Here is a 24,558-nt window from a genome sequence, read left to right as displayed (position 1 = left end):
ATTCGGGTTATTGCATGACAATTGCTACTTCAACTAAACTTCAAGTTAACTGGGTAAATACCCTGTTTTTCGTTTTTCTGCACATCGGCGCTCTTTTTGCCTTTGTTCCTGGTAACTTTAGCTGGGCAGCCGTTGGTGTGGGTTTGTTTCTTTATTGGGTGACAGGTGGTCTAGGTATTACCCTGGGATTTCACCGCCTGGTTACCCACCGCAGTTTTCAAACTCCCAAATGGCTGGAATATTTCTTGGTTTTTTGCGGGACATTGGCCTGTCAAGGAGGGCCAATTGAGTGGATAGGGACACATCGCATTCATCATGTACATTCTGATACCGAACCAGATCCCCATGATTCCAATAAAGGCTTCTGGTGGAGTCATATGGGTTGGTTAATTTATCATTCTCCCTCTCACGCTGACGTTCCTCGCTTCACCAAAGACATTGCAGAAGACCCAGTTTATCAGTTTTTACAGAAATATTTCATTTTGATTCAGGTGGCACTGGGTTTATTACTCATGTACCTTGGTGGCTGGCCTTTTGTGGTTTGGGGTATATTTGTTCGCATTGTCTGGGTTTACCACTGCACCTGGCTTGTAAACAGCGCCACCCACAAATTTGGTTATCGCAGCCATGATTCAGGCGATCGCTCAACTAACTGCTGGTGGGTCGCCGTGCTAGTGTTCGGTGAAGGCTGGCATAATAACCACCATGCTTTTCAATACTCAGCTCGTCACGGGCTGGAATGGTGGGAAATCGATTTAACTTGGATGACCATTCAATTGCTGCAAGTATTTGGTCTAGCGACTAATGTAAAGTTGGCCGATAAAAAGCAGTAATTTTTCAAGATATAGTCAATAGTGGATAAATTACAGAATTTGTTCACTATTGGCGAAAAAGTAATTTCTACCAACAACTAATAACCATTCACTCTCTCGGAAAATATTGACCACAGCTACTAAAAATAGTGCGCTTGTGTAGCTTAGGTTGCTATAATCCGAGACGCTAATGTTAAGAAATTTTGCGCCAAGTCGCTGTTTTCGGTGACTTGACAGTAACGCGTGTTGTTTTCCAGGTGTCCATGACTACATCAATAATCAACAGCCAAAAATTAGGCGATGACCTCGGCGATCCCAACCTGAAGTTAAAAGATATTATCAAAAGCTTGCCACGGGAATGTTTTCAAAAGAACCGTCGTAAAGCTTGGACACAAGCCTTGCTCAGTGTCTCTATGGTTGCCTTGGGCTACTATCTACTGACAATCAGTCCTTGGTTTCTCTTGCCCTTAGCTTGGATTTTTACAGGTACTGCTTTAACAGGTTTTTTTGTAATCGGCCATGATTGTGGTCACAGATCTTTTGCCAACCGTCGTTGGGTAAATGATTTGGTGGGACACATATTTATGATGCCTTTAATTTATCCGTTTCACAGTTGGCGGATTAAGCATAACTATCACCATGCTCACACCAATAAATTGGATGAGGATAATGCTTGGCATCCCATTAGAACACACGTGTTTGAAAATTGGACCCCCTTGAAACAATATGCCTTTGAAGGCTTCATGCGTAAGCGCCTATGGTGGGTAGGTTCCATTGGACATTGGGCAGTAGTGCATTTTGACTGGCGAAACTTCAAAACCAAAGACCAATCAAGTGTCAAGCTTTCGGTGGCTGTAGTAGTTGTATTTGCTGCGATCGCATTTCCTCTGTTGATTGCTACAACTGGTATTTGGGGATTTGTCAAATTTTGGCTACTCCCCTGGATGGTTTACCATTTTTGGATGAGTACCTTCACCATCGTTCACCACACCACCTCAGATGTGCCATTTGTGGCAGCAAACAAGTGGAATGAGGCTTTAGCACAGCTATTTGGTACCATTCACTGCGATTATCCCCGGTGGGTAGAAATCCTGTGCCATGATATCAATGTCCATGTTCCGCATCATATTTCTACTGCTATTCCTTCTTATAATCTGCGGATGGCTTACAGTAGCATCAAGGAAAATTGGCAGCCTTATCTACATGATGAATGTCAGTTTTCTTGGTCTTTAATGAAGCAAATTACAGACGAATGTCAATTGTACCAAACTGATATTGGTTATCAAACTTTCAACGAATATTACGCAGGAAAATAAATAGCATTGCCAGTAGTTGGCCTATGAGCGTATTTGCTGTTTGCAATATCGTTTATTATCCTGTAAATTGAATAGATTCTGGTAATTGTTTATCTAATTAAATTGTTAGGTGAATTACCAGAATTATCTTCTTGCGTATTAGTCAAAGCTGATACTAAAGATATGTCAAAAAAATCTGATTTATATCCCACAAAAGAATCCAGTGCAATCAAATACCATTGCTTTTAATAATCCTGACGACTGTAATTTGTCTGAAGAAAAAACCCAACTTCCCTTTACTCTTCAGGATTTGAAAGCTGCAATACCTGCTGAATGTTTTCAGCCTAGTGTGACCAAATCCCTATTTTACTTTTTTCGTGACATCCTGATTATCAGTGTGCTGTATGCAGTAGCACATTATCTGGATTCTTGGTATTTTTGGCCTGTTTTCTGGGTCATGCAAGGAACAATGTTTTGGGCTTTGTTCGTAGTTGGGCATGACTGCGGACATCAATCTTTTTCTAAGCATAAATGGCTCAATGATTTAATTGGACATTTATCTCACACACCGATATTAGTTCCTTATCACGGTTGGAGAATTAGCCACAGAACTCACCACAAAAATACTGGCAATCTAGATAATGATGAGAGCTGGTATCCGGTGACGGAATCACAATATAAGGAAATGCCCTTGATGCAAAAGATAGGCAGATATTATGTCTTTCTTTTGGCTTATCCTGTATATTTATTTAAACGTTCTCCGGGTAAGGAAGGCTCTCACTTTTCGCCAAGTAGCCCACTTTTTAAGCCATCTGAAAAATGGGATATCATCACCAGTACTGTACTCTGGATTGGCATGGTAGGTTTGCTGGGTTTCCTTACCTATCAATGGGGTTGGATGTGGTTACTAAAATACTACGCCATGCCTTACATTGTGTTTGTAATTTGGCTAGATTTGGTGACCTTTTTGCATCATACAGAGCAAGATATTCCTTGGTATCGTGGAGAAGATTGGACTTTTCTTAAAGGTGCAATTTCTAGTATTGATAGAGATTACGGTTTTATCAATCACATCCATCACGATATTGGTACTCATGTTGCTCACCATATCTTCCTCAATATGCCTCACTACAATTTACTAAAGGCAACTGAGGCGATTAAACCAATTATGGGTGAATATTTTCGTAAGTCTTCAGAACCTATTTGGAAATCCTTATGGCGTTCTGCTATTAGCTGTCGTTTTGTTCCGGATACAGGTAGTAAGGTTTACTACACTTCGGATCAGAAGTAGATGACTAGCAAATGAAAATCTGGTGTTATGTAGTCCGCTTGTGCGGACTTTTTTTTGTCTCACGCATTCGCCTTTAGGCGTTCCCGTTGGCGCAGCCTCTCGTAGAGATTTGCTAGTTGAGTCAGCCATAATATTGCTAATTTTTCATCAATGGGGCGATTCTCTTTTTGTTCCATATACTGGCATAAATCCAACCCCTCAATTTTCTCCATCACTAAACAATGCAATGGTGATTGGCTATTTCTCGGTAAAAAGGTAAAGTATTCTTCTGCTTTCGGTATCCCTGGATGATTTAGCTGTCTTAATACTGTGGCTTCTTGCTGAAATAGTGATACGGCTTTAGCATCATCTAAGGTCAACACTTTTAAAACTTTGAGGCTGTTATTGTGGCTAACCTCAAAAGTCTTGCCAAAACCACCTTCCCCCAACTGGCGAATAATTCGATATCGCCCTTGTAATAGTAATTCTGAACCACAGGCTTGACAGAAAAGAATATTGTCGGCGTTTTTAGGAGTCGCACAGTGAGGATTAATGCACAGGCTCATAGTTTTGGCAAGTAAAAGATTTATCTCATTCTTTATCTTGCCCTATTTGTAATTTAAAATACCTCAACAACCAAAATATCGCCTGTGATTTTAAAACCGTCCATTCCCCTGAACAATGTGTTTAACCGTGGTTAGAGTTTCCAAACTAATAAATCCCCTGCGGTGTCCTTTTTGATTAGACATACCGAGAAATACTGAGTCTCCCCGTGAAGGGTTACGCGAAAAACGCGGCGAGGTGTTTATATATGTCGAAGCGCTGTTCACACCCAAGGCAAACTGGCGACTTTCTTGATAAGATTCCGTGACAATAGAGTCAGCATGACCGCTACTATATTGATTAATCCAAGCGATCGCATCTTCTAAACTATCTACTAATTTAAAGGCTACGGTTTTTGTTAAGTAAGCGCTACCCCATTCGCCTTCTTTCACTAGATGTAAATGGGGGAATGCTTCTACTAGTTCTTCATCGCCTTTGATTTCAAAGCCTTTTTCCTTCAAGCTGTTCCACAGCACTGCTAAAGATGATGGTAAGGCTTGGCGATGAATCAGTACTTTTTCAATGGCATTTACTGGATCTGGTTCGCTTTCATGGCTATCCATAATCATCCAGCGAATCATGTCTAAACTGCTGTTGAGTGACCAGTAAAGGTAGCAGTTACCCATTGCTGATTTTAAGACTGGACAAGTTGATTGTCGCATCACCTGTTGGACTAAGGTCGAACGTCCGTAGGGTATGACTAAATTCACATACTTGTCTTGGGTGACTAAATCACGAATGGAAGCACCATGTTCGGCTGTAATTAGTTCCACACAGCCTGATGGCAAACCAACTTCCTCAATGGCGTTTTGCAAGACGTTAGCGATCGCCTCGTTGGAATGACTAGCTTCTGTACTACCCTTGAGAATAATACTATTGCCAGTTTTAATAGATAAACCAGCTGCGATCGCCCCTAAATCGGGAAATGCTTCATAAATAAACCCAATCACACCCAAAGGCATTAACTGAGTGTAACTTTGGGAATCTTCTAGTTGATAGTCAGCATTCCTCACCCGCCGCAACGGATCTGATAATTCCCCTAACCTTTGGAGAATTTCTACTGTGGTTTCTAGCCTTGTAGGAGTGAGCTTCAGCCAATCTAAAATTAACTCTGGCACAGCCATTTCTTTACTGGCTTCCAAATCCAAAGTATTGGCTTCCAAAATGTCGTCAAATGAGCCTTCCAGAGCCTCAGCCATTGCCAACACAGCGCGACTGCGGTCTGCTCCCTTGGTGAATCCCAATTTTAGGGAAGCTTGATAAGCGCGTTGAGCGCTCGTAATTGGTTCGGGGTAATCATCTAAAACTTCAACGGTCATGGAATTAACGTCTGTAGGTAAGCCAGACCATTAGTGCTGGCAAAATAGCCAACAGCACCGCCACCATCGCCCAAGCCATAATGCTGGAACTATTTGCCAATCGCAGTGCTAATGGTAACCATATAATCACTAGCACGAAAATAATGCCCAGCGCTATAGGTAGGTAGCTTTCTCCTAACCGAGTCGGCACAATATGCCAACTATTTCCCGTCCAGCGCCAAGCTCGCTTGTAGGGATAGGTGGTTGAAAGCTGTTCTAGGACATGACCATTATCTTCTACTACAAAAATTTGCTGACAGCGATCGCAACCAAATGCTTCTGTCAGGGTAATCGGAACTAATTGTCCTTTGCGACGGCAAGGACAGGGATATTCCTTATTAAAGTCAATTTTTTCTGGTTTTTGTGGTTGCACAAGCGTTCTACTGACTTGAGCGTGTTTTTCATGTTGCGTGAGCAAACCGTTTGCCCATGTCTGGGTTTTGGTTTATCTCTAATCAGCTTTTTTATCAATATCAAAGGCGATGCTAACATTGTGATGATTAGCAATGCTAGATAAAGCTAACCATTACCATTATTTTTGTCTTCTTTGAGTGCTGGCCATTTTGTTGAATAATCTACTTCTGTTCATGTGATTTAGATTTTGGGCATTTACTGTGCTGGCATAACTGGTACATTTCTAAGCTTACGTGGCGAACATTCCTAACACAAGTTTTTTGGAAAGGCTACACCTACGGGCAACAGATACCAGCAAACCCTAATTTTTTGGGGACACTACTATTAGTATCAACTTTTTACGATTAAATCAGGATTGCGGTGATATTTCATCAATCACGACATCAAGCAGTGACTCTTACTCCAGGTAGATGGCGGCTGACTTCAGTACTGAACTATGTTTTGCACCTGACAATAACCACCTTGAATCAAGTGTAGTACACCCTACAAAATAAAAAATAACCACAGACACAAAAGTTGCAGTTACAATCATTGACTTGGATGTTAGGTTCTTCGTAAGCGGGTAACGCGATTCGAACGCGCGACATTCACCTTGGCAAGGTGACGCTCTACCACTGAGCTATACCCGCATTTCTCATGTAAACTCTATGTTCTCAGATTTATTTTTGTTTGTCAACCCCTAATTTTTGAGTGCTGAGTCAATTTACCCAGCACTTGAGGATAAGCCTCAGCCTAGTTCTTCAGACTCCGCAGCTAAATTGCCTAAACTGTTACCCTGAAAGGATGCTGGCAAAGATTGGGTATTCCGGGGATATGACTCATTGAGGTTAGAGCGCAATTGCCGCATTAAACTAGCCATTTCTAGGGCATTCATGGCGTAATCCCAACCATGATTACCTTTAATACCTGCTCTTTCTAAAGCTTGCTGCATGGTATCCACTGTCAAAATGCCAAAAATCACCGGTACTCCTGTTTGAAAACTAGCGGCGGCAATGCCTTTAGATACTTCAGCAGACACATAATCAAAATGGGGCGTTTGTCCGCGAATTACTGCACCCAAACAAATTACAGCATCATAATTATGGGAAAGTGCTAGTTGACGAGCGACCAGAGGCACTTCAAAACTTCCCGGTACCCAAACATAGTCCACCTGATTACCGTGGGGGTCTGGGTCTACACCGTGACGTTTCAAGCAATCTTGACATCCCTCTAGCAGTTTGCCTGTTACCAGGTCATTGAATCGACCGATAACCACTGCTAAACGCAAAGGTTCCGTTTGTGTAAAAGTTCCCTCGAAAACTGCCATGACTGCCTCTTATCAAATATAACTCTGGCCAATATACATTTCTTCTTTAAATGCGGAAGAGCAGGAGAGCACAATTAGGTAAATAGAACAAGCAAATCTTGTTCTTGGCTCTTCTGCTCCTGTAGTCACTATGCTATTTGTCGGTATAAGAAAGCGAAATCGCCTAAACGACAAAAAAGTTTAATACACCAACTAACAGTACCAAAGCAATCCAAACTCCGGAACCCAGCCACAGGAGCTTTTTAGATTCCACCCAATTTTGGGGGGTAGCATAAGCAACAGGTACGCCAACCACCAAAACAAAGGACATGGCAACAAGAGCTATTAAAGCGAATTGGAATATTATGGTCATTTTTGCTTCTCCCAAGACAGCGCAATACTAAAAATAGAATATCCTAAAGGACGACACTAACAGTTTTTCCTTATTTGTTAAGCTAGCAGAAATCGCGTCACTATAGATAGTCAGTGATCAAAGACTATTGACTAAAGACTATGGACTTAATTCTTTGCCATACAACTGCTGATTTTGATGCTTTAGGAGCGGCAGTCGGGCTAACATGCTTACTACCAGGAAGTAAAATTGTCCTCAGTGGTGGCGCACATCCACCCGTCAGAGATTTTTTGGCGTTACATCGAGATGAGTATCCTCTGATTGAAAGACGTGCGGTGAATCCCGAAAAAATTCGTTCTATCAGAGTTGTAGATACACAACAGCGCGATCGCCTGGGTAAAGCTGCTGAGTGGTTAGATTTACCCCATTTAAAAGAGATCATAGTTTATGACCATCATTTAGGGCAAGAATTAGATATCCCAGCGACACAATCCTACATTGAATCTGTGGGAGCCACGACCACTTTAATGGTGGAACAATTACAAAAACAGCAAATTTCCCTAAATTCATCCCAAGCTACAGTTATGGCTTTGGGGATTCACGTTGATACTGGCTCGTTAACTTTTGATAGTGCCACACCACGGGATGCTTTAGCTTTGGCTTGGTTGATGCAACAAGGAGTTAGTTCGTCGGTAATTTCGACTTACCTTGACCCTGGGTTATCGCCACAATTACAGCAGTTATTAACTGAGGCGCTGGAAAATTTAGAATCTTTTGGTTTGCATGGATATACTATTGGTTGGGTAATATTAAAAACAGAAAATTTTGTCCCAGGGTTATCAAGTTTAGCGTCACAACTGGTGGAATTAACCGAAGTCGATGCCTTACTTTTAGCCAACGAATATAGCCAAGGACAGGATGATTCACGTTTATCAGTAATCGGGCGATCTCAAATTCCCGGCGTTCATCTCAATGTATTATTTGAACAGTTTGGTGGTGGTGGACATTCCCAAGCCACATCGCTGAGTTTACGGGGAGTCGATACCCAAGAAATAGTCCAACAACTCCTAGAAGGAATTAAAACCTCAATTCCCCATCCACCCACAGCCAGGGATTTGATGTCATCCCCTGTGCGGACAATTCGCCCAGATACTACCATTTCCGAAGCGCAGCGCATCTTATTACGGTATGGACACTCTGGTTTATCGGTAGTTGATACCCAAGGGCAATTAATCGGAATTATTTCTCGACGGGATATTGATATTGCTTTACATCACGGATTTAGTCATGCACCAGTTAAAGGCTACATGACGACAAACTTGAAAACAATTACACCAGATACCATCCTGCCGCAAATTGAAGCACTGATGGTGACATACGATATTGGGCGCTTACCCGTTTTAGAACAAGGGCAATTAGTGGGAATTGTCACTCGTACAGATGTGTTGCGAGAATTACATCAAGCTGATGAAGAAGGAAGATGGCGAGATGAGGAGATGGGGGAAACAGAAGTTAAGCTTCCATCTTTGGCTGAGTTACAAAATCGTCTCACACCTCAGTTGTGGCAATTACTAACTACAGCATCACAAGCAGCTGAAAAACGGGGTTGGCATTTATATTTAGTCGGCGGTGCAGTGCGGGACTTGCTGCTAGCAGAATCAGCCGCAGGTACATTAATGATTTCCGATATTGACCTGGTAGTTGATGGCTTTCATAAAACAGCAGATGTTGGGGCTGGTGTAGAATTAGCCAAAGCACTGCAAGAACTTTACCCAGCCGCGCGGTTAGAAATTCATGGGGCTTTTCAAACTGCGGCTTTATTGTGGCATAAAGACCCAGAATTAGATTCATTGTGGGTAGATATTGCCACAGCCAGAACAGAATTTTATCCTTACCCAGCCGCAAATCCGGAAGTTGAAGCTAGTTCTATTCGTCAAGATTTGTATCGTCGTGACTTTACAATTAACGCCTTAGCCTTACGCCTCACCTCTCCCCGCCCTGGAGAATTACTCGATTTCTTCGGTGGTTTACTAGATTTACAAGCCAAGCACATTCGAGTATTACACGCCAACAGCTTTATTGAAGACCCCACCCGCATTTATCGTGGTGTCAGGTTTGCTGTGCGTTTTGGCTTTGAAATTGAACCACAAACAGCAGAGTTTATCCACTATGCCATTAACAGTGGCGTTTACGATCGCACTGCCCAAACTAATACTAAAACCCCAGCCCTACAAACTCGGCTGAAGACAGAATTAAAACACATTCTAGAAGCCCGATATTGGCAAGTTGCTTTACAGTTACTCGATAACTTAGGGGCGTTAAAGTGCATTCATCCTACCCTAGAGTTAAATACAGAACTTTTACGACAATTGCGATTGTTAGAACGTTGTCTACAGCGATTTGACCCCCAATTAACTTTGATTCATTGGCAAATGCGGCTAGAAGTGTTAATTGCCAACTTAGCACCCAAATATCGAGCTAAAGTCGCTCAGAATTTGCAATTACATGAAGATGGCATCAAACGTTTACAAGACTTAGCTAAATCCCAAACTGAGGTGATGGAATTATTACCCAATTGTCAGCGTCCCAGTCAAGTAGTGAAGTTGCTCAGAAATCATGATTTACCCATGCTGATTTTAATCGCCTTACAAAGTCCGCGAAATATCAGACGGCAGATATGGCATTATTTAACAAGTTTGGCCAATGTACAGCCAATATTAAATGGTAATGATTTAAAGCAATTAGGTTATAAACCAAGCCCCCAATATCGACAAATTTTAGATGAGTTACTTGCAGCTACCCTGGATGAAGTAATTAAAAATAAAGAAGAAGCTGAAGAATTTTTAGCCCAGCATTACCCTAGGTAAGCTCATCTAATTTGGTCTAGTGTGAACTTGACAAATCAAATAAAAGCACGCTTGAAACTACTATCCCAAACAAGAATCCTCATTCTTCACTTAGTAAATCAGCCCGCAAATCCTCAAGAGTACCATACTGGGCTGTACCTGTTTTAATGGCTTTCAGGGTTTGTGCAGCATTGGTGGCAATTTCTCGACGCCGTTTTTCAATGCGTCTTTTAGAAATTAATTCAAGTAGTAAATCTTGCTCTTCGTTTGAAAGAGCTTCCACATATTCAATAACTGTCTGAAAAGATGCTCATAGACAGTGTTGTTATTTTTGCAAAAGTTGATACGTTTTCATTTTATAATATTTCTCTATTTCTTATCTATTTGTCCCCCAGCCATCAATAAACTAATTTCTTCTATCGTCGCCGTGTGTGCATCCACAATAGCGACAAAATCACCTCTATAAATTACTCATGTTTGGCAATTTGGGCTTTTGCTTGCTGCCATAAAGACTCTAACTCATCCAAACTGTAATCAGATAAGGGGCGATCAACAACCGCTTCCATTTTTTGTAATCGTTGCACAAAACGCTGATTTGTCCCCTGTAACGCCGCACCAGGGTCAAGATTATGCCAACGCGCCAGTTGTATAATTGCAAATAATAAATCCCCCAACTCCGCTTGTTGTCGTTCCGGTGTTTCCTCAGCCAAAGCCTGTTGAAATTCCCCCAACTCTTCGTGAAACTTAGCCCAAACTCCATCAATATTTTCCCACTCAAACCCCACAGCCGCAGCCTTTTCGGAAATTTTCATCGCCGCCATTAACGGAGGAAGAGTCCGGCCATAACGACCGAGTTTAGTGCTGAGTTGATGCTTCTCTGGAATTTCCGCCTTTTCTGTGGCCTTAATTGCCTCCCAATTTTGCCGCACCTCATCCACGTTTTGCACCAACACATCACCAAACACATGGGGATGACGACGAATCAACTTTTGGGAAATTCCTCTAGCCACCTCCGCCATGCCAAATAAACCAGATTCCCCAGCGATTTGGGCTTGTAAAACCACCTGTAATAATAAATCCCCCAACTCCTCTGCGATCGCCTCCTGTTCACCTCCTTGAATCGCATCCACCACCTCATAAGCCTCCTCAATCACATAAGGAATCAAACTTTGGGGCGTTTGTGCCAAATCCCAAGGACAACCCCCATCAGGCGATCGCAATCTAGCCACCACTTCAATCAATTCTTGTAAAGCCGCCAAACTCTCATCCATAAAAACCTCCGTGTATCTTTGTCTTGAAAAGTTTACTCAACGGAGGGAACCCCCGCACGTAACTTTTCGCTGCGCTTACCTTAGCGTACCTCTGCGTTCAAAAATTACTTCTTCCTCCTCCTGGGAGTTTTCTTCACCTTCCTACGAGGAAGCAAACTCCGAACCCCTTGTTTTTGTAACCGCTTATAAGCCGAACCTCCCCAATCACTGAGAGAATGACTCATCGCACCGAGTTCCAAACCCAAAAACAAAGCCAGGTATTCAGTACTGTAAACCACAAGCGATCGCCCCAAAGCCACACCCAAATCCTGCCAAGTCAAAGCCAAAAATCCCAGCTTTTCCCCAATCACAATCGTCACAATCGTCACAATCGCCAGCAAACAGCCCAGATAAATTACCCGTACAGTTGTGCCAATAATCGGCCCATGAGAAATAACAGAACGATGGCGGAGATTTTTTTGATAAGGTAACCAAATACAGCGCAAAAAGCCCCAGCGTTGGAACTGACGCGAGTAAATATCCAAATCGGGGCCAAACATCAAACCGCTAAACATAAACCCGCTAGCAACCAACAAAGTTAAATTGCTATTGCGAGTTTGCCATAAAGTTACACCAGCGATTAACGGCAGAGTATATAAAGTGATGCGATCGTGCGTTCGACCAGAGGGCATTTGCAGTGCTAAGTGCTGATTACTGAGTGATTATAAGATAAAAAAATATTTTTCCCAAAATGACTTGCGCCCTGAGAAATATTTTGCTATATTGTTTAATTGTGAGCTGCAAACGCAAACACAAGCGGGTGGTTAGCTCAGTTGGTAGAGCGCCTGCCTTACAAGCAGGATGTCATCAGTTCGAGTCTGGTACTACCCATATATTAAAAAGTCGTCTTTATGGCGGCTTTTTTAGTTTAAATACATAGTATATAGTCACTAATTATTTATCTCAGTGACTTATTTTTTTGTAAAAAGCAGAATTATCGGGGGAGGGAGTCGGACATAAGCCGGGTTCTGTTCTTACAGGTATTTTAAAGCACCTTTAAGGGCAGTTATCTATCTGGGACGCCTGTTACCAGACGCCTCGAGCGGCTCTACTTTTGGAAACTGGTAAAAGACCAACCATAGCTTCCTTTACCTTGCTCCCAACCGGGGTTTACCGAGCCAGCGCCTCTCGACGCTGCTGGTGCGCTCTTACCGCACCTTTGCACCCTTACCAAGACTGGGGAGTGGTGAGTTGGCAATGGTGAATTGGGTGTTTTTCCCTACTCCCCTTCGGGTTCGCCAGTCGCTCATGGGGGAAACCCCCAAGACCGCGCTGGTCTCACCTACTCCCTACTCCCAATTCCCTCATTTTTGGCGGTATCTTTCTGTGGCACTATCCTCACGATCGCTCGCACTGGACGTTATCCAGCAAGTTTGGTCTTTCGGGAGCCCGGACTTTCCTCAAACCAATCATTGTGATTGATCTGCAACCGCCTGCGCCTACTCCCTCCCTAATTCCAGTTTAACTGTCTGGTGCGGATTATTTCTTTTTATTCCAAGGTAAGGCGTAAGTCCAGGGTAATTTTTTGACTGTAAAAGGACAATTGATAATACACATGGGAGGAACGTTTACACCAGGTGTTAGACCTACACGTACCTCAGAAATGCGTAGCACTAGCTGGAGCGAAAATCCTAGTTCTATTCTTTGATTCATAAAGTCGTTATATATTTTTTTTTGCGGTGGCCCAGCTTTGCTTAACCCGCTAATATTCATAATGGGTTTTTTGGCTGAGTAGGTTCCGGCTACAGGATCACGCTCAAAAACATCTTCTGCTGTGACTGTCTCAGAAAGTGTTTTCTGAGGAGCAATCAGACTAGGACTTTGGGATACAGCTAAGTCACGGGTTAAGTCGGGTGATTTGCGAATGACTCGGCGTGATTGCTTGTCGTCAACCAAAGAGCTATTGTCCCAGTCAACGTATACAGCAATGTTTTCCGATTTATTCTCAATACTTACAGATAAGTCTTTGAGGTCGTCTATGGCATATGAAGGTTTAAATTTAAAAGCAATCCCGATCTGGTCTTGGAGATTTTGTTCTTTTAGTTGGTCATCAACCATACCCTTTTTAAAATCAAACCTCACTTGATCATCAATGGATTCGACCATCCGATTAAAGACGTAAGATACGCCAATAATATAAAGGGTCAAAATAACTAAATTTTGGTCGCCACTCCTCATAAATTAGAATATTAACTCCCTAGAATAATTTTGTATATTTGACTCATGAGCTACTGCCAATCCTGCTTAATGGTTACAGAATTTTGGAGCCAGCCTCGTCGCCAAAAAAAGAATAGCAAACCCAACGCGATCGCAGCCATTCCTGCCAAGCAAATTGGGTAACCCCAATACCAATTCAGTTCAGGCATATTATATGGGGATTTTTCGGGATTGAAATTCATGCCATATATTCCCGCTACAAAAGTTAAGGGAATAAAAATAGAAGAAACCACTGTTAACAGTTTCATGATTTCATTCATTTTGTTACTTACTGACGACAAATAAACTTCCATCAATCCAGATGCCAATTCCCGATAATTTTCTACCATATCCATTACTTGTACTGCATGGTCATAACAATCTCGCAGATAGATTTGCACTTCTGCTCCTATAAGTTCGCTGTTATCCCGAATTAAAGAATTAACTGCATTCCGCTGGGGCCAGATAGTACGACGTAGTTGCAGCAATTCTCTCCTGATTTGATAAATTTGTTGTAGTGTTTTGCGGGTAGGGTTAAGTATGACTTCCTCCTCTAATTCTTCCAGTCGCTCCCCATACAGTTCTAGAACTGGGAAAAAGCCATCAATAATTGCATCTAAAAGAGCATAAGCTAAATAATCGGCCCCCTGTTTACGAATGATCCCTTTACTTCTATCAATTCTTAATCTCACTCCTTCAAAGCAATCATATTCTGGTTCTTCTTGTACTGTTAGTAGATAATGTTTCCCTAAGACAAAACTCACTTGCTCACTGTGAAAACCAAAGGTTTTTTCCATTGGCACTACCATTTGAGCAATTATGAGTAACTGGTCTTCATAATCTTCAATTTTAGGGCGTTCTCCCATGTTGACTACATCTTCTAAAACTAGAGGATGTAAATCAAAAACTTTTCCCAATCGTTGTATGATGTCTTGATTACCTAATCCTTGGACATCCACCCAAGAGACAGATTCCTGGTCTAGATAAGTGGTACACTCTTCAGGATTTTCTATTTGTTTACGAATAAAATTATTTTGGTTATAGTCAAACAAAATAATGTTGGGAGCCTCAGCATTTTCATCAATAATGATAGTTCCCGGAAGAGTTCCTGGTTGGTGATAAAATTCCTTTTCATAGAACTTCTTCACTGCTTTTGGTATACGACGAAGTTTTCTGATCATGCATTTTTTCCTAATATTTAGGGGTCATTATTTAATGGTCAAAAACTATCTATTTGGAAATTTGCATAGTTAATGGTTAGAAAAGCATCTGTATTTATTTGGTCTATTGTCAGAAATTTTACAATATTGAATATCAAGATGGTAATTTATAGTTAACTTTGATGTAAATTTGTCAAAAAAAACACCCGTATGCAAGCGGTTATCATATTATTCCATTGCCTTTGAATCAGCAAGGGTATAAAAAAACAGTTTGCCTTGTGACAGCAAACTGCTAAGAAAATATTTATGTGTGGTAGGAAGGACTAGAACATACCCATGCCGCCCATGCCGCCCATGCCACCCATGCCGCCCATACCGCCCATACCGCCCATACCGCCCACGCCGCCCATATCAGGGGCAGGCGCTGCGGATTTCTTCTCTGGTTTTTCTACAACGATCGCTTCGGTAGTAATGACCATACCAGCAATGGAACCAGCATTTTGCAATGCTGAACGCACTACTTTAGCAGGGTCAATAATACCAGCCGCAATCAAGTCCTCGAATTTTCCAGTGGCGGCGTTGTAACCAATATTGAAATCGCTGGTCTTGACTTGAGCAACAATCACAGAACCTTCGTCACCAGCATTCTCTGCTATTTGACGCAAAGGAGCTTCTAATGCTCTTTTGACAATATCTGCGCCAATTTTTTCTTCTTCGTTGAAGTTGGCTTTAATTGCGTCTATTTTGGTAATCAAGTTAATTAAGGTTGTTCCACCACCGGGAACGATACCTTCTTCTACAGCCGCTTTGGTGGCGTTGAGTGCGTCTTCGATCCGCAGTTTGCGGTCTTTGAGTTCAGTTTCTGTGGCTGCACCCACTTTAATGACTGCGACACCACCAGCCAACTTGGCAATGCGTTCTTGTAGTTTTTCTTGATCGTATTCGGAATCGGTTTCTTCTAATTGTTTCCGAATTTGAGCAATCCGCTTTTGTAACTCTGGTTTGGTGTCACCAACAGCCACAATTGTGGTGCTTTCTTTGTCAATGGTGATTTTGCGGGCTGTTCCCAACATTTCCAAGGAAGCAGTGTCTAGGCTTAAGCCAATTTCTTCGGAAATCCACTGTCCATCGGTCAGGATAGCAATATCTTGTAACAAAGCTTTGCGGCGATCGCCAAATCCTGGTGCTTTAATAGCAGCAACATTTAGCACACCCCGTGCTTTGTTGACTACCAGTGTTGCTAAAGCATCTCCTTCTACATCTTCAGCAATAATCAGTAAAGGTTGACCCAAACGGGCAACTTTTTCCAACACAGGTACTAAATCTTGAATGCTGCTGATTTTCTTGTCGGTAATCAGGATGCGAGCATTTTCAAACTCGACTATCTGGCGATCGTTATTGGTGATGAAGTAAGCGGAAATATAACCCCTGTCAATTTGCATCCCTTCTACGACTTCCAGTTCGGTTGTCAGAGATTTGGATTCTTCAACAGTGATTACACCGTCTTTGGTGACCTTTTCCATAGCTTCGGCAATCATCTGGCCCACTTCTTCATCGTTACCAGATGAAACAGTAGCTACTTGCGCGATCGCACTTCCTTCTACTGGCTTGGCCATCTGGGCAATTTCTTTTACTAGGGCTTCAATGGTTTTGTCGATTCCCCGTTTCAAGCTAATGGGGTTAGTACCAGCAGCGACGTTCTTCAAACCTTCTTTAATTAAGGCTTGTGCTAAAACTGTGGCGGTTGTGGTGCCATCACCAGCTAAATCCTTAGTTTTGGAGGCTACTTCTTGGATGAGCCTAGCACCAGTGTTTTCTAAGGGGTCTTCTAATTCAACTTCTTTGGCAACGGTGATACCATCGTTGACGATTTGTGGCGCGCCAAATTTCTTTTCTAAAAGGACGTTGCGACCTTTGGGCCCCAAGGTAATTTTTACCGCATCAGCCAGGGCGTTTACACCCCTTTCTAACGCTCGCCGTGACTCTTCATCAAAGGAAATAATTTTTGCCATGTTTAATTTCTCTTGCGCTTCCATTAGACAATTTAGCACTCACAAGGCTAGAGTGCTAATCAAACTAGCACCTCAGATTATAAATGGAAATAAAAAAATTGATTAATATTACAGTTGATGCTCATATTTATTGGCAGTAATGGTTGAATTGGGGGATGAACTTATCTAACTTTCTGAAATCCCTCGGCATTGCCGACCCTAGCGGCTCCGGCTGGTTGGCAGTAGTATTTACGTTTCTCTTGGCTTGGTTAGTCACCTGGCGCTTGATTCCCACAGTACGTAAATTTGCCTTACGGGTAGGTTGGGCAGACCAACCCAACGCACGACGACTCAATCGAGAACCTTTGCCAAATGCAGGAGGTTTGGCTATTTATGCGGGTGTGATTGCTGCAATGGTGCTAGCGACTCTTTTGCGACCCATCGCCCTGCAAAATGTATTAGCTCAGGTCTTAACTATTTTACTAGGCGGTTCAATCCTAGTATTGGTCGGTTTTATCGATGATCAGTTCGGTTTACCCCCCTCGGTGCGCCTATGGACACAAATTGTCACGGCATTGTTGCTGTATGCTAACGGCATCAGTATCGAGGTTGGTTTCAACACCCCCATTGATCCATTCCTTTCCATGACGCTAACTGTGCTTTGGGTAGTAGGCATTACTAACGCCATCAATTTGATGGATGGCATGGATGGATTGGCAGGGGGAGTCAGTTTTATCACTGCCATGAGTTTGTTAGGGGTTGCAGCCCAATTTCCCAACCGGGCAGCGGCTATTTTAGTTCTGGCTGCCTTAGGGGGTGGTGCCTTAGGCTTTTTGCGCCATAACTTTCATCCTTCACGCATTATTATGGGTGACGCGGGAGCATACTTTTTTGGTTATGTGTTGGGTGCAACTAGTATTTTAGGTAACTTGCAAGAAAGTACTGTCTTTGCCTTAGGGCCGACAGCTTTATTTGTTCTGTTACCAGTGGTGGACACAACACAAGTATTTATCCGCCGGCTATTGGCAGGCAAAAACCCTCTGAGTACTCCTGGTAAAGACCACTTACACCACCGCTTACTTGCCTGGGGATTCTCTCAGCCTCATGCTGCATTAACCCTTTGGTCTGTGACTTTATTTTTTAATTTGCTGGCCATGAGAATACAAGGGATGAGTTTAGTGGTAATAATTTCTACCGCTATTAGTATTATTTTCTTGTTGAGCTTTACGATTTGGCAAAGAACTAGCCAAAACTCTTGAGTTTTTTTATGTTTGTTTAAACACGAACTTTAAAAGTAAAATTACTGAAACAAGCTGCAATGTAGGGGACAAATATTTTGCGCCCCTACTAATTTTTGTGGTGAAAATATGTGAAAGGATAAAAAATTACAACTCACAAGACTGGGAAGGATTCTCCGAATCAAATTGCCCAAAACTAATTAATGCTAAATGCTCAGGATTTCGCATCAACTCCTTGGCCAACAAAAAGCCAGTAACCGTCCAGGTTTGATATCTCCTAGCTTTTTTACCAATTAATAACCCCCGCGTACCATCGTAATATTCCGGCCAATGGTCTACACTTAACCGTGCTTGGGCAATTTCCAAAGCTTGTTTGCCAATATAGCTTCTACCTGTTTTTTGAGCCGCCGCAATCAAAGACCACAATAATACTGGCCAACTACCACCATTATGGTATGACCACGGAATATTTCTAGGGTCACAGCCAGTAAAAATTCTGTACTCCTCTTTTTCTACAGCCGGAAAACAGATTTTCATCGGCATTTCTCCCACTAAGTCATCCCACTGTTCCTCAATGAGATTCATAATTGCTTGAGACTGTTGTTCGCTTGCTAAAGAGGAAATAATAGCCATCATATTTCCCAATGCAAAGAAACGAGTATCTAATTGCGATGGGCCAACATTACCTGCTAGGTAACCACCATGTTTAGGCAACCAAATCGCCAAATTAGCATAGGGAATTGAATCAGGATAGATATTAAATTGATTAACTGCTGACTCTCCGTATTCTTCACCTTTAAAGCGATAAATCTGATTCAATCGCTTCATATCAATCCAATAATGATGGCGAATATGATCTCTTAATAAAGGTAAGCGGTTATCAATGCCAATGACAATTTCTTCATCACCTGCACAAATCAGTAACTTTCGCGCCGCCCGCAACGCAGCATAAAATAAAGCTTGAATTTCCAAAGGATAACCATAGATACCCATGCGCCGATAAATCATACAAGCGCCATCGGGAACTAACAGCGTCGGGTACATCTCAAACCGCGTCGCCAAGCAAAGTTCCATAATTAACATGATTCCTTGCTGGAATTCGGGCTGCAAGGCGAAACTAATATCTTTTGTGGATTTTACATAAGCGTATAGTATGATAACCCACCACAGACAAGAATCAACAGGTGTAACTCGGGCGATCGCGTGTTCGCCAAAATCCGCTTCTAAGTATTCTTGCCCATTCTCTGAGACAACTTTGAAGCTGGCTGGTATCAAACCTTGACCGGGAGTATAAGCATCTAATTGGCTTTTTTTAGGCTGTAACTTTAAAGTTTCTTCTAGAAAATTCCGAACAATATCATATTTACCTTTAATTAGAAAAAGTAAGGCTGAAGAAGCAAAATCTCTGATAAAACAATGGTCATGATGCAAATCGCCTAGTGAAGCGTCACAGGTAGCAACCGTACCTACAGGACGACCTTGATAATAAATAATCGACTTTTTTAAAATTTCCCACGCCTGTTTCTCTAGGTCATCAACTATTATCAATTCCTCTCTTTCCATTGCGAGAAACGCTCCATTTTGATGGGATTTTGGCAAGAGAAAAATTAGATTTAACTCCGCCATTTCAGTGTATTTTCTTGGCGATGGATATAGACCAACTTAACTTTTTGCCACGTTTAATTGGGGGCGATATTCCACCGTCCATATTCTCAGGATAACCCAAGTTTCTCATTTACCTTATTGTCCCATAGGCTCCATATTCAAAGTGATCACAAAGAGCAATTTAGAAAATTAAAAAGCCCCTAATAACTACAAAGGGGCAGTAACTTTAACGTTTATTTTGAACAATTTACACCCTGCAATTGGAGTATTGCTACTTTAATGAGACATAAACGGATCTACACTGCCAATTTCAAATTCACACGCTCTAGAAATTACTTCTGGAGATAATTCATCAAAACTAACTAATGATAAATAAATAGGATTATCCATCAGTTCTTTAGCTAACAAGAAACCAGCTATTGTCCAGGTTTGATATTTCCTAGCTTGTTTACCAATCAAACGCCCCTTCTTGCCATCATAATACTCTGGCCATTCATCTTCACATAGGCGTGCTTTGGCAATTTCAATCGCCTTTTTTGCCAAACCTATTTTATTAGTTTTAACAGATGCTGCTGCCAACATCCACATTAAAACAGGCCAACTACCAGCATTATGATATGACCAAGGAATGTTTTTCGGGTCACATCCTGTGACAATTCTGTATTCTTCATTTTCTAAGGCTGGGAAACAGATTTTCATCGGCATATCTCCCACCAAATCGTCCCATCGTTCCTCAATGAGAGTCATAATGGCTTGTGACTGTTCTTCGGTGGCTAAATCAGAAATAATCGCCATCAAATTACCCAGCGCAAAGAAACGCGTATCTAACTGCGATGGCCCCACATTCCCAGCTAAATAACCGCCTTTTCTCGGTAGCCATTTATCTAATTCATAGTAGGGTAGAGAATCTACATAGATATTAAATAAATTGACCGCGGCTTTGCCATATTCTTCACTCTTGAAGCGGTAAATTGCATTCAGACGATTAATATCGATCCAATAATGCTGGCGAATATGCGCGCACAATAGCGGTAGGCGGTTATCAATGGCGGCTACGATATCTTGATTACCTTGGCAAATTAGCATCTCCCGCGCCGCCCGCAAAGCCGCATAAAATAACACTTGCAGTTCCAAAGGATGCCCATAAATGCCCATCCGACGGTCAATCATACAAGCACCGTCAGGAACCAACAGCGTGGGATACATATCAAAACGATTCGCCAAGCAGATTTCCATAATTAACCGGATACCGTTTTGGAAATCAGGTTGATAGGCTATGGAATAATCTTTGGTGGCCACTATATAAGCACGCAATAAAATAATCCACCACAGACAAGAATCTACTGGAGTAACTCGGGCGATCGCGTGTTCGCCAAAATCTGCTTCTAAGTATTCTTGCCCATTAACAGATACAACTTTAAAACTAGCCGGAATTAACCCTCGTCCGGGCTTATATGCGTCTAATTCTCTTTCTTTTGGCTGCAACTTTAAAGTTTCTTCGAGAAAATTACGAACAATATCTGTTCTACCTTTAATCAGAAAAATTAAAGCTGACGAGACAAAATCTCGAACAAAACACTGGTCATAATTCAGTGCTTCCACAGACACATCATAAGCAGCTACAGTCCCAATGGGGCGACCTTGATAATAGAGAATTGACTGTTCTAGCGCTCTCCATGCTTGTTCTTCTATATTCTCATCCGTTAGTAATTCATTTATTGGCATCGCCATAGTAACTCCATTGAGGGGGTGAATGTGTAGTGGATGCACCTTCATTAATTACTGCTATTTTTAGCATAACAAAAGCTATGTTTCTCATAGCATAGTTATTTAAAAAATAACCTATAAACAATCGATTAAGTTGATAGTTTATCAGCCAATAATCTATTTTAAAAAATGATATTTTGGGTGATTTGCAGTTAGCTGTTTTTCACCTCAAGCAATACCGTCATATCTCAGAACAATCACATAAGATATATTTCTAGATTATTCGTCCCTTCGTCTGTACATCAGGAACTTTACCTACCCAAACAGAAATATATCTCCGGTATTGTTCAAGGTGTGCTATTTAAAGTATTCGCAGTATATTTACTGAATCTTGACTTAGACTTGAAAATTGCTAATTAGATTATTCCCCTATAAGTTAATAATTTATAATGTTTTTTCAGAATATGCAATACGAACGCGGAAAAATTTTCTAAGTCAATATTCCTAAAGAAGTATATGTTGTAGTCTATTTATCTATCAAGCAATGAATAATGATGAGATTGAAGCACGCAGGAAAATATAATAGTTACTAAATGAAAACGCAAGAATATTCTTAATTTTGACTATAAGACGAAAAAAGCCAATATTTAGCGAATTTAAATAGATATGTAAGTATCACAGAAAATTGGATGCTCCCGATGGAGGAGAGGTATAATTGTGCTTATAAACTAAAAGGGTGTTTTTAAAAGTATATATACTTGCCAAAAAGTTGAAGTTCCTGAGATTTAATGCATTGTTGTGGCAACATCCACACCATTAGTCTTCAACTGACCATCTTCCATATAAATAATGCGATCAGCTATATCGAGAATGCGGTTGTCGTGGGTAACTAGCAATATCGTACAACCTTGTTCTTTAGCAAGTTTCTGCATAAGTTCCACAACATCACGCCCAGATTTTTTATCTAATGCGGCTGTGGGTTCATCTGCCAAGACAATTTTGGGATGACTAACTAAAGCACGAGCGATCGCTACCCTTTGTTTTTGTCCTCCTGAGAGATTTTCGGGATAATAATTGACGCGATCGCCTAAACCCACAGTTTCTAGCATGGCGATGGCTTTGGCGTTGACATCTTGTTTTAAGTATTCTTCATGCAACTCTAAAGACATTCTCACATTATCTTTAGCTGTCAAAAAGGTCATGAGGTTATGTGCTTGAAAAATATAGCCAATTTGGCGGCGTAACCGCGTTAATTGCCCTTTATGAGCGCCACATATTTCTTGTTCCAAAATTTTTAAACTACCTTCTTGTGCCGAGCGTAGTCCACCCATTAAAGTTAACAAAGTGGTTTTTCCTGAACCAGAGGGGCCAGTCATAATCACAATATCACCAGCGTTAATCTCTAAATTGATATCAAATAACACTTGTTTACGCAGATTGCCACCACCGAAGTAATGATTCAAATTGCTAACAGCAATTACTGGTTCTACAGCAGCGATAGATACAGGTTTTTGCAACATGAGATTTTAAATGTGAGGGGTTAGAGGTTAGAGGTTAGAAGATAATCAGTAATCAATGCCTAAAAAACATCAGCAGGGTCAGCAGAACGTAACTTCCGCATGGCGATCGCTCCTGAAAAACTACACATAATGATTGTTAAAATAAACACCGTTATAGCTCGATCTACTTTCATGCTGATGGGTAGCATGGTGGCTGCGTAGGTTACTTGATACAACCCAAAGGAAAGGAAAAATGCCGGGATAAAACCTAAGATGGCTAAGAATAACGCCTCTTGGAGTAAGACTCCCAACAAATAGCGATCGCTATAACCCATTGCTTTGAGGGTGGCATATTCTGGCAAGTGTTCGGAAACATCAGAATACAGAATCTGATAGACAATGACGATGCCGACAATAAAGCCGACTCCCACACCTAAGCCGAAAATAAACCCAATACCTGTACCTTCTGCCCAATATTCTTTTTCTGTTTGGGCAAATCCTTCGGGAGTGAGGACGATGACATCCTTGGGTAAACCGGCGGCTAGCTGCGATCGCACTGTTTCTGGATCAGCATCCGGTTTGAGGGTAATTAAGCCCACTTCTATGCGATCGCTTTGACGATCGGGAAACAGTTGTAAAAATGTCGAATCACTGGTAATTACATTGCCATCAGCCGCAAAGGAAGCACCGTTACTAAACACGCCCCGCACATTCACGGCTTTATTATTGAGTTCCGTTTGAAAGTTACCCTTTTCTTGGAAAATCTGACCAACAGCCCCATATTCTGGGCGACCAGCTTGATCAAACAGAACTTGATGCAACTGTTTGAGATGATCCTGATTTTGTTGCACTTGGGGAAATTTGAATGCAGACTGCGCCGGGTCAATACCCCAAACCAAGATAGCCCGGTCAAGACGCGTTTCTGGATTACGCCATTGTCCAGTGCCAATATAAACAGAATTTACTGACTGCACACCTTCATAACCCAATGTTTGATAAAGTCTTTCCCTAGAAAAGCTTTTTACCGAAAACAAAGTTTGAAATTGAGGATTAATCAAAACCAAATCTGCTTGTAAATTGCGATGAGGTTGGATAGCCGCATCAAATAAAGCACTTTCAAAACCCAGCTGAATAAACATCAGCATATCGGCAAAAGTAATACCTGCCACTGCAACGACGAGACGAGTTTTTTCTTTCATTAACTGTCGCCAAGCCAGCGGTGTTTTACGGAATAGGTTGGAAAACATCTTGCAAGTGTCTCAATATCAAAGTTAGTTAAAAGCTTGCTGTCTCAGTCTGTTGTTCAAGTTGATACTCTCGCATTAATAGAAATAATGGCAAGGCAAGAGAAACGCCAACCAAAAGATTAGCAGCAATATAAATCCAGAGATTTGACATTTTTAGACGTGTGCCTTCCCCGTATACAAATACCCAAAGAACTAGGGATGAAACAATTACATCCATGCCAAAGAAAGCAGAAATTTTGTTAGCAAATAGCTGTTCAAAAAAAAGCTGAATATCAAGGTTGTGTTCTAGCAAAAATGGCACGAATTGAGAGTAAGGCAAAACTGTTCCGGCAATACAAAGCAGAATATATATAACTTTCAACATGATGAA

At 41.6% G+C, this 24,558-nt stretch carries 21 protein-coding genes, 2 tRNA genes and 1 other RNA gene; 6 read left to right on the top strand and 18 right to left on the bottom strand.

Going from position 1 to position 24,558, the window contains the following annotated elements; genetic code table 11:
- Positions 1-14 precede the first annotated feature (14 nt).
- From ACM0OS_RS06225 to ACM0OS_RS06215, 3 genes are all read left to right on the top strand, one after another.
- Positions 15-833: an acyl-CoA desaturase gene (locus ACM0OS_RS06225; RefSeq protein ID WP_414542299.1), complete on the top strand. Its 819-nt coding sequence runs from the start codon at positions 15-17 to the stop codon at positions 831-833.
- A 242-nt stretch (positions 834-1,075) separates the two neighbouring features.
- Positions 1,076-2,128: a fatty acid desaturase gene (locus ACM0OS_RS06220; RefSeq protein ID WP_414542298.1), complete on the top strand. Its 1,053-nt coding sequence runs from the start codon at positions 1,076-1,078 to the stop codon at positions 2,126-2,128.
- Between the two features lie 202 nt (positions 2,129-2,330).
- Positions 2,331-3,398, top strand: coding sequence for a fatty acid desaturase (locus tag ACM0OS_RS06215; protein ID WP_414542297.1), 1,068 nt, complete (start codon positions 2,331-2,333; stop codon positions 3,396-3,398).
- A gap of 59 nt (positions 3,399-3,457) precedes the next feature.
- On the opposite strand, the gene ACM0OS_RS06210 is transcribed toward ACM0OS_RS06215, so the two are convergent.
- From ACM0OS_RS06210 to psbZ, 6 genes are all read right to left on the bottom strand, one after another.
- Positions 3,458-3,943 (bottom strand): 4-Cys prefix domain-containing protein, encoded by a 486-nt coding sequence (locus ACM0OS_RS06210; protein WP_414542296.1) that lies wholly within the window; start codon positions 3,941-3,943, stop codon positions 3,458-3,460.
- A 90-nt stretch (positions 3,944-4,033) separates the two neighbouring features.
- Complete coding sequence (locus ACM0OS_RS06205; RefSeq protein WP_414542295.1) at positions 4,034-5,299, bottom strand: glutamate-5-semialdehyde dehydrogenase; 1,266 nt, start codon at positions 5,297-5,299, stop codon at positions 4,034-4,036.
- A 4-nt stretch (positions 5,300-5,303) separates the two neighbouring features.
- Positions 5,304-5,711 carry a hypothetical protein gene (locus ACM0OS_RS06200; protein ID WP_414542294.1) on the bottom strand — a complete coding sequence of 136 codons (408 nt, stop codon included), beginning with the start codon at positions 5,709-5,711 and terminating at the stop codon, positions 5,304-5,306.
- A 598-nt stretch (positions 5,712-6,309) separates the two neighbouring features.
- Positions 6,310-6,381, bottom strand: a tRNA-Gly gene (locus ACM0OS_RS06195).
- 98 nt (positions 6,382-6,479) lie between these two features.
- Positions 6,480-7,058 (bottom strand): 6,7-dimethyl-8-ribityllumazine synthase, encoded by a 579-nt coding sequence (gene ribH / locus ACM0OS_RS06190; protein WP_414542293.1) that lies wholly within the window; start codon positions 7,056-7,058, stop codon positions 6,480-6,482.
- A 163-nt stretch (positions 7,059-7,221) separates the two neighbouring features.
- The gene (psbZ, locus tag ACM0OS_RS06185; RefSeq protein ID WP_414542292.1) at positions 7,222-7,410 is read right to left on the bottom strand and encodes a photosystem II reaction center protein PsbZ; all 189 of its coding nucleotides are present in this window, start codon (positions 7,408-7,410) and stop codon (positions 7,222-7,224) included.
- 140 nt (positions 7,411-7,550) lie between these two features.
- Here psbZ and ACM0OS_RS06180 point away from each other — a divergent pair, with 140 nt between their 5' ends.
- Positions 7,551-10,256, top strand: coding sequence for a CBS domain-containing protein (locus ACM0OS_RS06180; RefSeq protein ID WP_414542291.1), 2,706 nt, complete (start codon positions 7,551-7,553; stop codon positions 10,254-10,256).
- A 79-nt stretch (positions 10,257-10,335) separates the two neighbouring features.
- On the opposite strand, the gene ACM0OS_RS06175 is transcribed toward ACM0OS_RS06180, so the two are convergent.
- The 3 genes from ACM0OS_RS06175 to ACM0OS_RS06165 all read right to left on the bottom strand — a co-directional run bounded on the left by ACM0OS_RS06175 (position 10,336) and on the right by ACM0OS_RS06165 (position 12,177).
- The gene (locus ACM0OS_RS06175; protein ID WP_414542290.1) at positions 10,336-10,518 is read right to left on the bottom strand and encodes a hypothetical protein; all 183 of its coding nucleotides are present in this window, start codon (positions 10,516-10,518) and stop codon (positions 10,336-10,338) included.
- A 184-nt stretch (positions 10,519-10,702) separates the two neighbouring features.
- Entirely contained in the window at positions 10,703-11,506 is an 804-nt protein-coding gene (gene mazG / locus ACM0OS_RS06170) for a nucleoside triphosphate pyrophosphohydrolase (RefSeq protein WP_414542289.1), read from the bottom strand.
- A gap of 104 nt (positions 11,507-11,610) precedes the next feature.
- A complete protein-coding gene (locus ACM0OS_RS06165; protein WP_414542288.1) occupies positions 11,611-12,177 on the bottom strand; it encodes a metal-binding protein in 567 nt (188 codons plus the stop codon).
- A gap of 126 nt (positions 12,178-12,303) precedes the next feature.
- On the opposite strand from ACM0OS_RS06165, the gene ACM0OS_RS06160 reads away from it, so the two are divergent.
- Positions 12,304-12,376: transfer RNA gene (locus tag ACM0OS_RS06160), tRNA-Val, on the top strand.
- A gap of 110 nt (positions 12,377-12,486) precedes the next feature.
- Here ACM0OS_RS06160 and rnpB read toward each other — a convergent pair.
- The 4 genes from rnpB to groL all read right to left on the bottom strand — a co-directional run bounded on the left by rnpB (position 12,487) and on the right by groL (position 16,913).
- An RNA gene (gene rnpB / locus ACM0OS_RS06155) (RNase P RNA component class A) lies at positions 12,487-12,992 on the bottom strand.
- A gap of 32 nt (positions 12,993-13,024) precedes the next feature.
- Positions 13,025-13,723: a hypothetical protein gene (locus ACM0OS_RS06150; RefSeq protein WP_414542287.1), complete on the bottom strand. Its 699-nt coding sequence runs from the start codon at positions 13,721-13,723 to the stop codon at positions 13,025-13,027.
- Between the two features lie 50 nt (positions 13,724-13,773).
- On the bottom strand, positions 13,774-14,922 hold the full coding sequence (gene corA / locus ACM0OS_RS06145) for a magnesium/cobalt transporter CorA (RefSeq protein ID WP_414542286.1): 1,149 nt from the start codon (positions 14,920-14,922) through the stop codon (positions 13,774-13,776).
- A 302-nt stretch (positions 14,923-15,224) separates the two neighbouring features.
- Positions 15,225-16,913 (bottom strand): chaperonin GroEL, encoded by a 1,689-nt coding sequence (gene groL / locus ACM0OS_RS06140; RefSeq protein ID WP_414542285.1) that lies wholly within the window; start codon positions 16,911-16,913, stop codon positions 15,225-15,227.
- A gap of 155 nt (positions 16,914-17,068) precedes the next feature.
- On the opposite strand from groL, the gene ACM0OS_RS06135 reads away from it, so the two are divergent.
- Positions 17,069-18,151 carry an MraY family glycosyltransferase gene (locus ACM0OS_RS06135; protein WP_414542284.1) on the top strand — a complete coding sequence of 361 codons (1,083 nt, stop codon included), beginning with the start codon at positions 17,069-17,071 and terminating at the stop codon, positions 18,149-18,151.
- Between the two features lie 126 nt (positions 18,152-18,277).
- On the opposite strand, the gene ACM0OS_RS06130 is transcribed toward ACM0OS_RS06135, so the two are convergent.
- From ACM0OS_RS06130 to ACM0OS_RS06110, 5 genes are all read right to left on the bottom strand, one after another.
- The gene (locus ACM0OS_RS06130) at positions 18,278-19,693 is read right to left on the bottom strand and encodes a glycoside hydrolase 100 family protein (protein WP_414542321.1); all 1,416 of its coding nucleotides are present in this window, start codon (positions 19,691-19,693) and stop codon (positions 18,278-18,280) included.
- 318 nt (positions 19,694-20,011) lie between these two features.
- Positions 20,012-21,460, bottom strand: coding sequence for a glycoside hydrolase 100 family protein (locus ACM0OS_RS06125; RefSeq protein WP_414542320.1), 1,449 nt, complete (start codon positions 21,458-21,460; stop codon positions 20,012-20,014).
- Between the two features lie 767 nt (positions 21,461-22,227).
- Positions 22,228-22,962 carry a DevA family ABC transporter ATP-binding protein gene (locus ACM0OS_RS06120; RefSeq protein WP_414542283.1) on the bottom strand — a complete coding sequence of 245 codons (735 nt, stop codon included), beginning with the start codon at positions 22,960-22,962 and terminating at the stop codon, positions 22,228-22,230.
- 59 nt (positions 22,963-23,021) lie between these two features.
- Complete coding sequence (devC, locus tag ACM0OS_RS06115; protein ID WP_414542282.1) at positions 23,022-24,188, bottom strand: ABC transporter permease DevC; 1,167 nt, start codon at positions 24,186-24,188, stop codon at positions 23,022-23,024.
- A gap of 28 nt (positions 24,189-24,216) precedes the next feature.
- Positions 24,217-24,552, bottom strand: a complete 336-nt coding sequence (locus tag ACM0OS_RS06110; protein WP_414542281.1) for a DUF2834 domain-containing protein — start codon at positions 24,550-24,552, stop codon at positions 24,217-24,219.
- Between the last annotated feature and the right edge of the window lie 6 nt (positions 24,553-24,558).

Source organism: Nostoc sp. CCY0012 (genome assembly GCF_963920855.1).
Classification (GTDB): Bacteria; Cyanobacteriota; Cyanobacteriia; order Cyanobacteriales; family Nostocaceae; genus Cyanocohniella.
This window is presented reverse-complemented; position numbering and strand designations above follow the sequence as displayed.

Bases quoted from the DNA above. Each gene is read 5' to 3' on its own strand.
- ACM0OS_RS06225 (WP_414542299.1), top strand. From the start codon at position 15: ATGACAATTGCTACTTCAACTAAACTTCAAGTTAACTGGGTAAATACC.
- ACM0OS_RS06220 (WP_414542298.1), top strand. From the start codon at position 1,076: ATGACTACATCAATAATCAACAGCCAAAAATTAGGCGATGACCTCGGC.
- ACM0OS_RS06210 (WP_414542296.1), bottom strand. From the start codon at position 3,943: ATGAGCCTGTGCATTAATCCTCACTGTGCGACTCCTAAAAACGCCGAC.
- ACM0OS_RS06205 (WP_414542295.1), bottom strand. From the start codon at position 5,299: ATGACCGTTGAAGTTTTAGATGATTACCCCGAACCAATTACGAGCGCT.
- ribH (WP_414542293.1), bottom strand. From the start codon at position 7,058: ATGGCAGTTTTCGAGGGAACTTTTACACAAACGGAACCTTTGCGTTTA.
- psbZ (WP_414542292.1), bottom strand. From the start codon at position 7,410: ATGACCATAATATTCCAATTCGCTTTAATAGCTCTTGTTGCCATGTCC.
- ACM0OS_RS06180 (WP_414542291.1), top strand. From the start codon at position 7,551: ATGGACTTAATTCTTTGCCATACAACTGCTGATTTTGATGCTTTAGGA.
- mazG (WP_414542289.1), bottom strand. From the start codon at position 11,506: ATGGATGAGAGTTTGGCGGCTTTACAAGAATTGATTGAAGTGGTGGCT.
- ACM0OS_RS06165 (WP_414542288.1), bottom strand. From the start codon at position 12,177: ATGCCCTCTGGTCGAACGCACGATCGCATCACTTTATATACTCTGCCG.
- ACM0OS_RS06150 (WP_414542287.1), bottom strand. From the start codon at position 13,723: ATGAGGAGTGGCGACCAAAATTTAGTTATTTTGACCCTTTATATTATT.
- corA (WP_414542286.1), bottom strand. From the start codon at position 14,922: ATGATCAGAAAACTTCGTCGTATACCAAAAGCAGTGAAGAAGTTCTAT.
- groL (WP_414542285.1), bottom strand. From the start codon at position 16,913: ATGGCAAAAATTATTTCCTTTGATGAAGAGTCACGGCGAGCGTTAGAA.
- ACM0OS_RS06135 (WP_414542284.1), top strand. From the start codon at position 17,069: ATGAACTTATCTAACTTTCTGAAATCCCTCGGCATTGCCGACCCTAGC.
- ACM0OS_RS06130 (WP_414542321.1), bottom strand. From the start codon at position 19,693: ATGGAAAGAGAGGAATTGATAATAGTTGATGACCTAGAGAAACAGGCG.
- ACM0OS_RS06125 (WP_414542320.1), bottom strand. From the start codon at position 21,460: ATGCCAATAAATGAATTACTAACGGATGAGAATATAGAAGAACAAGCA.
- ACM0OS_RS06120 (WP_414542283.1), bottom strand. From the start codon at position 22,962: ATGTTGCAAAAACCTGTATCTATCGCTGCTGTAGAACCAGTAATTGCT.
- devC (WP_414542282.1), bottom strand. From the start codon at position 24,188: ATGTTTTCCAACCTATTCCGTAAAACACCGCTGGCTTGGCGACAGTTA.
- ACM0OS_RS06110 (WP_414542281.1), bottom strand. From the start codon at position 24,552: ATGTTGAAAGTTATATATATTCTGCTTTGTATTGCCGGAACAGTTTTG.